The sequence below is a fragment of the Rhodoferax sp. GW821-FHT07F03 genome (assembly GCF_059418745.1).
In genome coordinates, this window is sequence record NZ_JBWKQM010000010.1 from 12,882 (window position 1) to 25,472 (window position 12,591).

Consider the following 12,591-nt stretch of genomic DNA (forward strand, 5'->3'; position numbering starts at 1 on the left):
CCATCCAGAGGAGACAAATATGCTGATTGGCGTGCCTGCCGAGACTGCGACCGGTGAGACCCGCGTTGCTGTCACCCCCGAAACCGCCAAAAAGCTCGCAGCGCTTGGCCACGCGGTACGCGTGCAAAGCGGTGCCGGCATCGCCGCCAGCGTGACCGATGCCGCCTATGCCGCTGCCGGGGCCGAGATCGTGGACGCCGCCGGCGCCTTCGGCTGCGATCTGGTGCTCAAGGTACGCAGCCCCTCGGACGCCGAAGCCGCGCTGATGCGCCCCGGCACCACCCTGGTCGGCATGCTCAACCCGTTTGACGCCCCTGGTCTGCAGCGCCTGGCTACCGCCGGCCTGACCAGCTTCGCGCTGGAAGCCGCCCCGCGCACCAGCCGCGCGCAAAGCATGGACGTACTCTCCAGCCAGGCCAATATCGCCGGCTACAAGGCCGTCATGATGGCCGCCGACAAATACCAGCGCTTCTTCCCCATGCTGATGACCGCCGCCGGCACCGTCAAGGCCGCCCGCGTGGTGATCCTGGGCGTCGGCGTGGCCGGCCTGCAGGCCATCGCCACCGCCAAGCGCCTCGGCGCCGTCATCGAAGCCAGCGACGTGCGCCCCAGCGTCAAGGAACAGGTCGAATCCCTGGGCGGCAAGTTCATCGAAGTCTCCTACGACACGCCGGAAGAGAAAGAAGCCGCCGTCGGCGTCGGCGGCTATGCCAAGCCCATGCCGCCCAGCTGGCTGGCGCGCCAGCAGATCGAAGTCGCCAAGCGCGTGGCCCTGGCCGACGTGGTGATCTCCACCGCCCTGATCCCCGGCCGCGCCGCGCCCACGCTGATCACCGAGGACATGGTCAAAAGCATGAAGCCCGGCTCGGTCATCGTTGACATTGCCGCCGGCAAGGGAGCGAACGGTGGCGGCAACTGCCCACTGTCCGAAGCCGACAAAACCGTGGTCAAACACGGCGTGACCCTGATCGGCGAAACCAATCTGCCGGCTCTGGTGGCGGCTGACGCCTCGGCCCTGTATGCCCGCAATGTGCTGGACTTCCTCAAGCTGGTGCTGACCAAGGAAGGCACGCTGAACGTCGACATGGCCGACGACATCGTCGCGGCTTGCCTGGTGACGCAGGGTGGAAAGGTGACGCGGGTATGAAGTTGAAATTGAAAAATATCTATGCCGCACTGGCCATGGGCGTGGCGGTGCTGACGGTGGCTAGGGCCGAACCAGTAGAGGGCTCGGCAATCACCATAGGCCGCGTCAAAGTGGCCCTGGCCGAAAGTAACTGGGAAAAGTACCCTGCACCGTCCTTGGGTATCAAAGTGTCAGGGGGCAATGGTGAGGTCCGCAGTGAAGCCGGGTTGCTGGTACTGCGCCACGCGGATGGCCAGGTGGCGGCGGCTTTCATGGTGGGCGCGACCTGGGGCCGCAGTCAGCTCTACATCAACAACAGCTGCCAAGCCCAGGAGCCGCTATATGCGCATGACTTCAGTGGGGGCCAGGCCAAGGCCATGGAATGTGCGCGGACCGGTGGTCCGTTCTCGACAGAGATGCTGCTGAAGCAAGCCATGCCTAAGCTGAAGGCGGCCGTTGAGCCGCTGTCGCCATCGCTAAAGTTGCCTGAAGTGGCGTATCCGGTATGGATCTTCATGTCCAACCACAATGCCTCCATTGTGATGGTGGAGGGCGTGGTGGCTAGGGATTTTGCAGGCTTGCCAAACCACGAGCCGCTGGACAAATTGCCGGTCAATTTGCGCCCGGTGGTTGCAGCCTGGGCTGACGCGCTGGGCGCGGCATCGAAAGAGGCGGTGAACTCGATGGGCGGTGAATTGCTGATGCCCGCCGTGGCGTTCAATGCCAACCAGCCTTCCCCATAAACAAGGAGACAAGAGCATGGACATACTTTCCCACACGGTCATCAACCTGATCATCTTCGTGCTGGCCATCTACGTGGGCTACCACGTGGTCTGGACCGTCACCCCGGCGCTGCACACCCCGCTGATGGCGGTGACCAATGCCATCTCGGCCATCGTCATCGTCGGCGCCATGCTGGCCGCTGCGTTGACCGAAACCGGCCTGGGCAAGACCATGGGCGTGCTGGCCGTGGCGCTGGCGGCGGTGAATGTGTTCGGTGGCTTCATGGTCACCCGGCGCATGCTGGAGATGTTCAAGAAGAAGGACAAGAAGGCTGCCGCCAAGGAGGCAGCATGAGCTTGAACCTCGTCACCCTGCTGTACCTGTTCGCCAGCGTCTGCTTCATCCAGGCGCTCAAGGGCCTGTCGCATCCCACCACATCCATCCGTGGCAATCTGTTCGGCATGGTGGGCATGGCGGTGGCTGTGCTCACCACCATTGCGCTGATCTTCAAGCTGGCCGGCCAGATGGGTGTGGACGGCGGCACCGGCATTGCCTGGGTATTGGGGGCTTTGGTGGTCGGCGGCAGCGTCGGCACACTGATGGCCAAGCGGGTCGAGATGACCAAGATGCCCGAGCTGGTCGCCTTCATGCACAGCATGATCGGCCTGGCGGCGGTGTTCATCGCCGTGGCCGCGGTGGCAGAACCCTGGGCATTTGCGATTGTGGAAAAAGGCGGCGCAATTCCCGGCGGCAACCGCATCGAGCTGGCGCTGGGCGCCTTCATCGGCGCGGTGACTTTCAGCGGCTCGGTGATTGCGTTTGGCAAGCTCAGCGGCAAGTACAAGTTCCGCCTGTTCCAGGGCACACCGGTTAGTTTTGCCGGTCAGCACAAGCTGAACCTGGTGCTGGGCCTGGCGGCGGTGTTCTTTGTGTTCGGCTTCTGGCATTCGCAAAGCTGGCTGGACATCTGCCTGGTGATTGCGCTGGGCTTTCTGCTGGGCGTGCTGCTGATCATCCCCATCGGTGGTGCAGACATGCCGGTGGTGGTGTCCATGCTGAACAGCTACTCCGGCTGGGCCGCGGCCGGCATCGGCTTCAGCCTGAACAACAGCATGCTGATCATTGCCGGCAGCCTGGTGGGCTCCAGTGGCGCCATCCTGAGCTACATCATGTGCAAGGCCATGAACCGCTCGTTCTTCAATGTGATCGGCGGTGGCTTTGGTGGCGATGCGGCGGCTGCAGCGTCCGGCGCGGCTGTGCAGCGCGCGGTGAAGAGCGGTAGCGCCGACGATGCGGCCTTTGTGCTGGGCAATGCCGAAACCGTGGTCATCGTGCCCGGCTACGGCCTGGCCGTGGCACGGGCCCAGCACGCAGTCAAAGAGTTGGCGCAAAAGCTCACAGCGAAGGGCGTCAACGTCAAATACGCCATCCACCCAGTGGCCGGCCGTATGCCAGGCCACATGAACGTGTTGCTGGCCGAGGCCGAGGTCCCTTACGACCAGGTGTTTGAGATGGAAGACATCAACGGCGAGTTCGGCCAGGTGGACGTGGCCATCATCCTGGGGGCCAACGACGTGGTGAACCCTGCCGCGCATGTGAAGGGCAGCTCCATTTACGGCATGCCGATCCTGGAGGCCTACAAGGCCAAGACCATCATCGTCAACAAGCGCTCCATGGCCGCTGGCTACGCGGGGCTGGACAACGAGCTGTTCTACATGGACAAGACCATGATGGTGTTTGGTGATGCCAAGAAGGTGGTCGAAGATATGGTCAAGGCCATTGAATAGGCTCGCCCCCAGGCTTGCCCACTTCGTGTGGCCTCCAACCCCCTGCAGGCGGCAACAGCAGCGGCCCGGCAAAGCCGGTTCCGCGCTGTACTGGGTTAATTGCTGTGTGTATGTATTTTTGAAGGAACGTGAATGACCGAGCGCATTTGGCTCAACAGCTATCCACCGGGCGTACCCGCCGACATTGATCCGGCGTGCTATCCCTCATTGCAGGCGCTGATCGAGGAGAGCTTCCAGAAGTATGCCGACCGCACGGCCTACAGCTTCATGGGTAAGGACTTGCGCTACAGCGAGACCGATGCGCTGAGTCGCAAGTTCGCCGCCTATCTGCAAGGTCTGGGCCTGGTCAAGGGCGATCGCGTGGCGGTGATGATGCCCAATGTGCCGCAGTACCCGGTGGCCGTGGCAGCTCTGCTGCGGGCCGGTCTGGTGCTGGTCAACGTGAATCCGCTGTACACACCGCGTGAGCTGGAGCACCAGCTCAAGGACTCGGGCGCCAAGGCCATCGTGATTCTGGAGAACTTTGCCGCCACGCTGGAGCACTGCATCGCTGCCACGCCGGTGAAACACGTGGTGCTGTGCGCCATGGGCGACCAGCTGGGGTTGCTCAAGGGCGCACTGGTCAACTACGTGGTGCGCAAGCTCAAGAAGCTGGTGCCACCGTTCCAGTTGCCGGGCGCGGTGCGCTTCAATGCAGCATTGGAAAAGGGCAGCCAAGGCGTCTTCAAACCGGTACCGGTGCAGCACGACGATGTGGCCGTGTTGCAGTACACCGGCGGTACCACCGGCGTGTCCAAGGGTGCGGTGCTGCTGCACCGCAATGTGATCGCCAACGTATTGCAGTCCGAGGCCTGGAACCAACCGGTGATGGACGCTGTACCCGCTGACGAACAGCCGACCAGCGTTTGCGCGCTGCCGCTGTACCACATCTTCGCTTTTACCGTGGGCATGATGCTGTCCATGCGCACCGGTGGCAAGCTGATCCTGATTCCGAATCCGCGCGACCTCAAGGCCGTGCTGAAGGAGCTGTCGCAGCACCGCATCCACAGCCTGCCGGCGGTGAATACGCTGTTCAACGGCCTGGCCAACCACCCCGACTTCAACACCGTGGACTGGAGCCACCTGAAGGTGTCCATCGGCGGCGGCATGGCGGTGCAGGCGGCCGTGGCCAAGCTCTGGCTGGAGAAGACCGGTTGCCCCATCACCGAAGGCTACGGGCTGAGCGAAACCTCGCCCACCGCCAGCTGCAACCCGCCCACTAGCAAGTCCTACAGCGGCTCGATTGGTGTGCCCCTGCCCAGCACCTATTTCAAGTTGCTGGACGATGCAGGCGTGGAAGTGCCCATGGGCCAGCCGGGCGAGATCGCAATCAAAGGCCCGCAGGTCATGGCCGGCTACTGGCAGCGCCCGGACGAAACCGCATCGGCCATGACGGCCGACGGCTATTTCAAAACCGGCGACATCGGCACCATGGACGAGCGTGGCTTCTTCAAGATCGTGGACCGCAAAAAGGACATGGTGCTGGTCAGCGGCTTCAACGTCTACCCGAACGAGGTGGAAGACGTGGTGTCGGCCATGCCCGGCGTGCTGGAGTGCGCCTGTGTGGGCGTGCCTGACGAAAAGACCGGCGAAGCCGTGAAGCTGGTGATCGTGAAGAAAAACCCCGAGCTGACCGAAGCCCAGGTACGCGAATACTGCAAGGCCAAGCTCACCGGCTACAAGCAGCCGCGCGTTATCGAGTTCCGCACCGAGCTACCGAAGACCCCGGTGGGCAAAATCCTGCGGCGAGAGTTGCGCGTCAAGGCGTGATCTGACATGACCCTGGCCATCTTGAGCGCCCTGGCCGAAGAGCAGCAGGGCATCTTTGAGCAGCTGGGGCAAGCGCGGCAGGTGCAGCACGCGGGGCGTGAATTTGGCTTGGGTGTCTGGTACGGCCAGCCGGTGGTGCTGGCGCTGTCGCGCATAGGCAAGGTGGCCGCGGCCACGACAGCTACGGCGCTGATCGAGAAATTCCAGGTCAGCCGCATCGTCTTTACCGGCGTGGCCGGAGGCGTAGGCGAGGGCGTGCAGGTGGGGGACGTGGTGGTGGCCCGCGACTTCATCCAGCACGACATGAACGCGGCACCGCTGTTTCCCACCTTCGAAATACCGCTCTATGGCCAGGCCCGCTTTGCCTGCGACCCGGCGCTGACTGCTATGCTTTTGCAAGCGACTACCGCAGGTATTTCCTGCGCTAGCGGCCTTTTTTCTTTAAATGCATCCAAGCCCCAAGTGCACCATGGCTTGGTGGCCAGCGGTGACCGTTTCGTCTCTGCCGCCACTGAAGTGCAGCGCTTGCAAGCTGTTTTGCGTGGCGCCGGCCATGAAGCCTTGGCCGTGGAAATGGAAGGCGCCGCCGTGGCCCAGGTCTGCCATGACTACGGCATTCCCTTTGCCGCCATGCGCACCATCTCCGACCGTGCCGACGACAGCGCGCACGTGGACTTCCCCGAGTTCGTCCGCACAGTGGCCAGCCGCTATGCGCAGGCCATCCTCACAGAATTTGTGCAGCGCTTGGGCTAAGTTAGCCATCCCCGTTTGTAGAAGTACCACATGGGTACCAGTGCGCTGGCCACCATCAGTGTGACGGTATAGGGGTAGCTCCAGCCGCCCAAAAATTCCAACTCAGGGAATTTCAAATTCATGCCGTAGACGCTGGCCACCAGGGTCGGCGGCAGCAGGGCCACGCTGGCCACCGAAAAGATCTTGATGATCTTGTTCTGATTGATGTTGATGAAACCGACGGTGGCGTCCATCAAGAAGTTGATCTTGTCGAACAGGAAGGCGGTGTGCGAGTCCAGTGAGTCGATGTCGCGGTGGATCTGGCGGGCCTCTTCAAACTGCTCGGCATTCAGCATCTTGCTGCGCATCATGAAGCTCAAGGCGCGGCGTGTGTCCATCATGTTGCGGCGGATGCGGCCGTTCAAATCCTCATGCCGTGCGATAGAAGCCAGCACCTCGCCCGCCAAGGCGTCGGTCATATTGCCGGCCAGTACCCGGCGGCTGACCTTTTCCAGGTCCACGTAGATGTCTTCCAGTGTGTCGGCGGAGTACTCTGCGTCGGCATCGAAAAGTTTCAGTAAAACTTCTTTCGCGTCTTCGATCAAGCCTGGCGCCCGGCGCGCGCGCATGCGCAGCAGGCGGAACACGGGCACGTCTTCATCGTGGATGGAAAACAGTACGCCGCGGCTTTTCAGCTCGGTGTTGTGTTGGTTCAGGATGAAAGCCACCCGCACGGTACGCGGGTCGGATTCGTCGGCTACCAAGAAGTCGCTGCGGATATGTAGTTCGCCGTTGTCTTCCTGGTAGAACCGGGCCGATTCTTCGATATCTTCGTCCATCGCGTCTTCTGGGATGGACAGGCCGTAGTACTGCTTGATCCAGCGCTTTTCTTCCAGCGTCGGCGACTCCAGGTCGACCCATATCGGTTGAAAACGGGACAGCTCTTCCAGCGATTCGATTTCCTCCTGGAATAAACGACCGTTGGCGAGCGAAAAAATATTGAGCATGGGGGCACTCCCTGGAAATGATGGCTACGGGCGGGGGAATGGGTTGGCTTTCAACCCCCACAGCAGCGCAGGGAGGTGAAAGCTACCGACTAGGTATGCTTTCCATGGGTTATTTCCGATGTGGTAACGCTATGGATTATGGCATCGCAAAAGTGCTGGTTTTTGTGTGCGTTTTGCGGTGTTGAATGGTGTATTGGCGTACTTATTCACGTTTTCGTTAGCCGTTGTAACAGCCATGTCATCAGGTCGGGTTAGTGCTTGCGTTCCGCCTGTATCGGGCGCATAGTTAATTGACTTTCAACGGTGAAAGTAATGCACTAGGAGGCTGTACATGAACTTGACGATCAGCGGACACCATCTGGAGGTGACTCCCGCACTGCGTAGCTACGTGACCACCAAGCTAGACCGAATAACCCGGCATTTTGACCAACTGGTGGATGTCAAAGTTCTTCTGACAATCGAGAAGCAAAAGGAAAAGCAGGGACGACAACGCGCCGAGTGCAACATCCACGTCAAAGGCAATGACATGTTCGCCGAGAGCTCCCATGCGGATTTGTATGCTGCCGTGGACGAGTTGGTCGACAAGCTGGATCGCCAGGTGGGACGCCACAAAGACCGTGTGCAAGACCACCACCATGAAGCGCCCAAGCGCCTGATGTAGTCTCGGGCGCTGCGCGCCAACCACAAAGCCGCCCGCATAATCAGGCGGCTTTTTTGTTGTGCGACGCAGCACGTGCATAATTCACTCCCCACCATGAACCGACTCGCCTCCATCCTGCCCTCCGCTCAAGTGCTCGTGAGCGTTGACGCGTCCAGCAAAAAGCGTGCTTTTGAAGAAGCCGGCTTGCTGTTTGAAAACCTGCACGGCCTGAGTCGCGCCCTGATCACGGACAGCCTGTTTGCCCGAGAGCGTCTGGGCTCCACCGGTTTAGGGCATGGGGTGGCCATTCCGCACGGACGCATCAAGGGGCTGAAGTCGCCCATGGCCGCTGTGGTGCAGTTGGCCCAGCCCATCGGTTTTGATGCACCCGACGAATTGCCCGTGGGCCTGCTGATTTTTTTGCTGGTGCCCGAGGCTGCAACCCAGAAACATCTGGAAATCCTGTCGGAAATCGCCGAGCTGCTCAGCGATGCGCCCCTGCGTGAAAAGATCAAGACCGCCGAAGACGCTGCGGCCCTGCACGGCCTGATCAGCACCTGGCAGTCGGCGCAACCCGCCTAGTCTGTTGGCTGTTTAATAGCGTCCAGGGTCGGTACCGTCTTTGAAACCCACCGTCGTCAGCGCTGACGTCCTGTTTGAAGCTTTTCGTGGCCTGTTGCGCTGGGAGTGGATTGCGGGCCTCGGTGCTTCGGAGCGGCGTTTTGACGAGGTGGCTGTGCGTGCGGCCCGTTCTGGTGCCGATCTGGTCGGCTACCTGAACTACATCCACCCCTACCGTGTGCAGATTCTGGGTGAGCGTGAAGTTGCTTACCTGACCAGCGCCTCTGGTGAGGACTGCGCGCGCCGCATCGCCCGCATCGTCACGCTGGAGCCGCCGGTGCTGGTGATCGCCGATGGCCAGGCGGCACCGGACGCATTGCTGTCCATGTGCGAACGCGCGCAAATCCCGATGTTTTCCACCCAGGATTCATCGGCCTTCGTGATTGACGTGCTGCGCGCCTACCTGTCCAAGCATTTCGCTGACCGCACCTCGATGCACGGCGTGTTCATGGACATTCTGGGCCTGGGCGTGATGATCACCGGTGAATCCGGCCTGGGCAAAAGCGAGCTGGGCCTGGAGCTGATTTCACGTGGCAACGGCCTGGTGGCCGACGATGCAGTGGATCTGTACCGCATCAACCAGACCACCATTGAAGGTCGCTGCCCCGAGCTGCTGCAAAACCTGCTGGAAGTGCGTGGCATTGGTTTGCTGGATATCCGTGGCATCTTTGGCGAGACCGCGGTGCGGCGCAAGATGCGGCTCAAGCTCATCGTGCACCTGGTACGCAAGGAGACCATGGAGCGCGAGTATGAGCGCCTGCCCTACGAGCCGCTGACCCAGGACGTGCTGGGTGTGCCGGTGCGCAAGGTCATCATCCAGGTGGTGGCTGGCCGCAACATCGCCGTGCTGGTCGAGGCGGCCGTGCGCAATACGATCTTGCAGCTTCGTGGCATTGACACCTACCAAGAGTTTGTCGAGCGCCACCGCAAGGCCATGGAAAACGAGGGCTAGGGCTTTTCAGGCCCTTGAGCAGGTTTTTAAGCCTGCTTTGCGCTGCAGTCGGCGCACAGTCCGTACAGCGACATGGCGTGGTCTTGCACCGTCCAGCCTTTTTCCTTGGCCACGATTTTTTGGCGCTGCTCGATTTCTGCGTCGTAAAACTCTTCCACCTTGCTGCAGGATGTGCAGATGAAGTGGTCGTGGTGGCGGCCTTCGTTCAGCTCGTACACCGACTTGCCCGATTCGAAGTTGCTACGCGACAAAATCCCGGCTTGTTCAAACTGGGTCAGCACGCGGTAGACGGTGGCCAGGCCGATGTCTGAATGCTCCAGCAGTAAAACCCGGAATACATCTTCTGCTGTCATGTGGCGCAGTTCGCCTTTCTGGAAAATCTCCAGAATCTTCAGTCGTGGCAGGGTGGCTTTGAGGCCGGTATTTTTGAGCTCGTCGATGTTGGCCATGGTGTCGTATCTTTCGGGTGCGGGGTGGCTGGGAGGCAGCCGCTACAATCGTTTGATCATATCGCCAGAGCCTTTATCCATGTTCGAACCTTTATTGCGCGGTACCCGTTGCGCCCTTGTGCTTGCTGTTTGCGCGGCCTCGGCGGCGTGCAGCGGAGTGGATACGAAAACGCGTAGTTTGCTGGCTGTCGTGTCGCCCTACAAGATAGAAGTGGTGCAAGGTAATTTTGTTTCCAAGGAGCAGGTTGAGGCCATCAAGCCCGGCATGTCCCGCGAGCAGGTCAAGGACATTCTGGGGACCTCTTTGCTGCAAAGCGTCTTCCATGCCGACCGTTGGGACTATGTTTTTACCTTGGATCGCCAAGGTACCGAGCCCCAGTCGCGCCAGCTGACTGTGTATTTCAAGGGTGATGCGGTAGACCGTGTAGAAGGCGACCCCATGCCGAGCGAGAGCGAATTCGTGGGCTTGCTGGCCCGCTCCCGTCCTGTCAAGACGGTACCTCTGCTGGAGGCCGATGAAAGCAGCCTGAAGTCCTTCCCCGCGCCCGCCGCTGCCGCATCTGCTCCGCAAGCGCCCGCCGCCCCGGTGACGGCGGCCACAACCTACCCCCCTTTAGAAGCCCCTGCGGCGCCTTAATTCTGGCTTTTCCATGACCGATTCTCTTTCCTTACAGGCCACCACGGCGGGCGTGCCCCACGCGATTGCTGTTGCTGGCGCTTCTGGCCGTATGGGCCGCATGCTGGTGGAGGCCATCCACAATGCCGACGACTGCGTGCTGGCTGGCGCCCTGGGTTTGGCTACCGACCCGAATATCGGCGCCGATGCCGCTGCATTTTTGGGCCATAGCACCGGTGTGGCCATTACGGCCGACGTGAAGGCCGGCCTGCAGAATGCCCGTACCTTGATCGACTTCACCCGGCCCGAAGGCACCATGCACCATCTGCGCATCTGCCGCAGCCTAGGTGTGAACGCCGTAGTGGGTACCACCGGTTTCAGCGACGAGCAAAAGGCCGAAATCGCCGACATCGCGCAAGACATCGCCGTCATGCTGGCGCCGAATATGAGCGTCGGCGTGAACGTCACCCTGAAGCTGCTGGAAATGGCCGCCAAGGCCCTGTCCACCGGCTACGACATCGAGATCGTCGAGGCCCACCACCGCCACAAGGTGGATGCACCGTCCGGCACCGCGCTGAAGATGGGCGAAGTGATTGCCGATGCGCTGGGCCGCGATCTGAAAGACTGCGCCGTGTACGCCCGTGAAGGCATCACTGGCGAGCGCGACCCGTCCAGCATTGGCTTCGCCACTATCCGCGGTGGCGACATCGTGGGCGACCACACCGTGCTATTTGCCGGCATTGGCGAGCGCATCGAGATCAGCCACAAGTCCTCCAGCCGTGTGACCTACGCACAGGGCAGCCTGCGTGCTGTGCGCTTCCTGGCCGACAAGCGCAAGGGCTTGTTCGACATGTTCGACGTCTTGGGCCTGAAATAACACCATGGATCCGCTACAGGTGCTGCTGCGGGGCGACATCGTCAGCCGCATCGTGGCGCTCGTGCTTTTGTGCATGTCTGTGGCCAGCTGGATGGTGATTTTCTGGAAGGGCTGGCTGCTGCGTCGTGCGCGCACCGACGTGGCCCGCAGCACCGCTGCGTTTTGGCAGTCGCCTAGCGTGGCCGAGGCCTCGGAACGTCTGGTGTCTTTTGACCCTCTGGCGCTCGTACTACCTTTGGTTGTAGCTACAAAAATGGAAGCAAGTGGTACCTTGGCCGCAGCCGGTGACCGCGCCCAGCAACTGACCCGCGTGTTGCGCAATGCCTTGCATTCCGTGCTGCACAAGCTGCAGTTTGGCCAGGTATTGCTGGCTACCGTGGGTTCCACTGCGCCGTTTGTCGGCCTGCTGGGCACGGTCTGGGGCATTTACCACGCGCTCGGCGCCATCGCACTCGAAGGCCAGATCAGCATCGACAAGGTGGCCGGCCCGGTGGGCGAGTCGCTGGTGATGACGGCCGCCGGCCTGGCAGTGGCAATTCCGGCGGTGCTGGCCTACAACGTGTTTGGACGCCTGATCGGCAGCATCGAGGCCGATCTGGAAGGTTTTGCCCGCGACCTGCGCGAGCTGTTGGCCAGCCATACGGCCTAAGGCCTGAGACCCAACATGGCATTCGGCCGTCTTGAGCGCACCAAGGGTTCCGAGCCCATGAGCGACATCAATATGACGCCGCTGGTGGACGTGATGCTGGTGCTGGTGGTGATCTTCATCATCACCGCGCCGCTGCTGTCCAGCTCCATCAAACTGGACCTGCCCAAGACCGATGCGGCCAAGTCGCAGGCCGCGCCCCAGTCCGTCACCTTGGTGGTGGACAAGTCCGGCCAGGCCTTTCTGGACGACAAACCGGTCAACGCGGCCCAACTGGCGACCCAGCTGGCCGCCGTGGCCGAGCAAAACCCTGATACCGAGGTGCAATTGCGTGCCGATACCACCGTGCCCTATGGCCGCGTGGTGGAAGTCATGGGTGCCGCGCAGGCCGCCGGCCTGAATCGCATAGGATTTGTGGCCCAGCCTATGGCCACGCCCTAAGAACCTGCTTAAGGTCTTTATGGGGCCGCGCAGCTGCCTTTTCGGGAGGGGCTGGTAGGCGCGGCTCGCCGCCCATAGCCTGGCTATGGGCAAGAGTCGCAACGTCCCAGACTGCCCGAAAAGGCAACTGCCCTGCGGGTTGGGGAGCAATCGGGCGATTTGCCC

The 12,591-nt window shown here is 61.5% G+C and carries 15 protein-coding genes; 13 read left to right on the forward strand and 2 right to left on the reverse strand.

Annotated features, from left to right (window positions below; genetic code table 11):
• The first annotated feature begins 19 nt into the window (after nt 1-19).
• From AC07R0_RS16105 to AC07R0_RS16130, 6 genes are all read left to right on the forward strand, one after another.
• Nucleotides 20-1,147 carry a Re/Si-specific NAD(P)(+) transhydrogenase subunit alpha gene (locus tag AC07R0_RS16105; RefSeq protein WP_495105608.1) on the forward strand — a complete coding sequence of 376 codons (1,128 nt, stop codon included), beginning with the start codon at nt 20-22 and terminating at the stop codon, nt 1,145-1,147.
• Nucleotides 1,144-1,869 (forward strand): hypothetical protein, encoded by a 726-nt coding sequence (locus AC07R0_RS16110; protein WP_495105609.1) that lies wholly within the window; start codon nt 1,144-1,146, stop codon nt 1,867-1,869. Before AC07R0_RS16105 ends, AC07R0_RS16110 begins: the two co-directional genes overlap by 4 nt.
• A gap of 16 nt (nt 1,870-1,885) precedes the next feature.
• Nucleotides 1,886-2,203, forward strand: a complete 318-nt coding sequence (locus tag AC07R0_RS16115; protein ID WP_495105610.1) for an NAD(P) transhydrogenase subunit alpha part 2 — start codon at nt 1,886-1,888, stop codon at nt 2,201-2,203.
• Nucleotides 2,200-3,636: an NAD(P)(+) transhydrogenase (Re/Si-specific) subunit beta gene (locus AC07R0_RS16120; protein ID WP_495105611.1), complete on the forward strand. Its 1,437-nt coding sequence runs from the start codon at nt 2,200-2,202 to the stop codon at nt 3,634-3,636. The genes AC07R0_RS16115 and AC07R0_RS16120 overlap by 4 nt, the downstream gene beginning before the upstream one ends.
• Nucleotides 3,637-3,768: 132 nt before the next feature.
• Nucleotides 3,769-5,445, forward strand: coding sequence for a long-chain-fatty-acid--CoA ligase (locus AC07R0_RS16125; protein WP_495105612.1), 1,677 nt, complete (start codon nt 3,769-3,771; stop codon nt 5,443-5,445).
• Between the two features lie 6 nt (nt 5,446-5,451).
• Nucleotides 5,452-6,198, forward strand: a complete 747-nt coding sequence (locus AC07R0_RS16130; protein ID WP_495105613.1) for a 5'-methylthioadenosine/adenosylhomocysteine nucleosidase — start codon at nt 5,452-5,454, stop codon at nt 6,196-6,198.
• Here the strand turns inward: AC07R0_RS16130 and AC07R0_RS16135 are convergent.
• Nucleotides 6,195-7,184, reverse strand: coding sequence for a magnesium and cobalt transport protein CorA (locus AC07R0_RS16135; RefSeq protein ID WP_495076873.1), 990 nt, complete (start codon nt 7,182-7,184; stop codon nt 6,195-6,197). The two genes, AC07R0_RS16130 and AC07R0_RS16135, sit on opposite strands and share 4 nt — an antisense overlap.
• A 331-nt stretch (nt 7,185-7,515) precedes the next feature.
• Here AC07R0_RS16135 and hpf point away from each other — a divergent pair, with 331 nt between their 5' ends.
• The 3 genes from hpf to hprK all read left to right on the forward strand — a co-directional run bounded on the left by hpf (nt 7,516) and on the right by hprK (nt 9,397).
• Nucleotides 7,516-7,845 carry a ribosome hibernation-promoting factor, HPF/YfiA family gene (hpf, locus tag AC07R0_RS16140; protein ID WP_490591461.1) on the forward strand — a complete coding sequence of 110 codons (330 nt, stop codon included), beginning with the start codon at nt 7,516-7,518 and terminating at the stop codon, nt 7,843-7,845.
• 93 nt (nt 7,846-7,938) lie between these two features.
• On the forward strand, nt 7,939-8,406 hold the full coding sequence (locus AC07R0_RS16145; RefSeq protein WP_495076872.1) for a PTS sugar transporter subunit IIA: 468 nt from the start codon (nt 7,939-7,941) through the stop codon (nt 8,404-8,406).
• Nucleotides 8,407-8,446: 40 nt separating this feature from the next.
• Nucleotides 8,447-9,397, forward strand: coding sequence for an HPr(Ser) kinase/phosphatase (gene hprK / locus AC07R0_RS16150; RefSeq protein WP_495076871.1), 951 nt, complete (start codon nt 8,447-8,449; stop codon nt 9,395-9,397).
• Nucleotides 9,398-9,423: 26 nt separating this feature from the next.
• On the opposite strand, the gene fur is transcribed toward hprK, so the two are convergent.
• Complete coding sequence (gene fur / locus AC07R0_RS16155) at nt 9,424-9,846, reverse strand: ferric iron uptake transcriptional regulator (protein WP_495105614.1); 423 nt, start codon at nt 9,844-9,846, stop codon at nt 9,424-9,426.
• Nucleotides 9,847-10,003: 157 nt separating this feature from the next.
• Between fur and AC07R0_RS16160 the strand changes: the two genes are divergently transcribed.
• Genes AC07R0_RS16160 through AC07R0_RS16175 form a run of 4 tightly spaced genes read left to right on the forward strand, consistent with a single transcriptional unit; the run spans nt 10,004 to nt 12,426 of the window.
• Nucleotides 10,004-10,483: an outer membrane protein assembly factor BamE gene (locus AC07R0_RS16160; protein WP_495076869.1), complete on the forward strand. Its 480-nt coding sequence runs from the start codon at nt 10,004-10,006 to the stop codon at nt 10,481-10,483.
• Nucleotides 10,484-10,496: 13 nt separating this feature from the next.
• Nucleotides 10,497-11,339: a 4-hydroxy-tetrahydrodipicolinate reductase gene (gene dapB, locus AC07R0_RS16165; protein WP_495105615.1), complete on the forward strand. Its 843-nt coding sequence runs from the start codon at nt 10,497-10,499 to the stop codon at nt 11,337-11,339.
• Between the two features lie 4 nt (nt 11,340-11,343).
• Nucleotides 11,344-11,988, forward strand: a complete 645-nt coding sequence (locus AC07R0_RS16170; RefSeq protein ID WP_495105616.1) for a MotA/TolQ/ExbB proton channel family protein — start codon at nt 11,344-11,346, stop codon at nt 11,986-11,988.
• Between the two features lie 15 nt (nt 11,989-12,003).
• Nucleotides 12,004-12,426 (forward strand): ExbD/TolR family protein, encoded by a 423-nt coding sequence (locus tag AC07R0_RS16175; RefSeq protein ID WP_495105617.1) that lies wholly within the window; start codon nt 12,004-12,006, stop codon nt 12,424-12,426.
• The last annotated feature ends 165 nt before the right edge of the window (nt 12,427-12,591 follow it).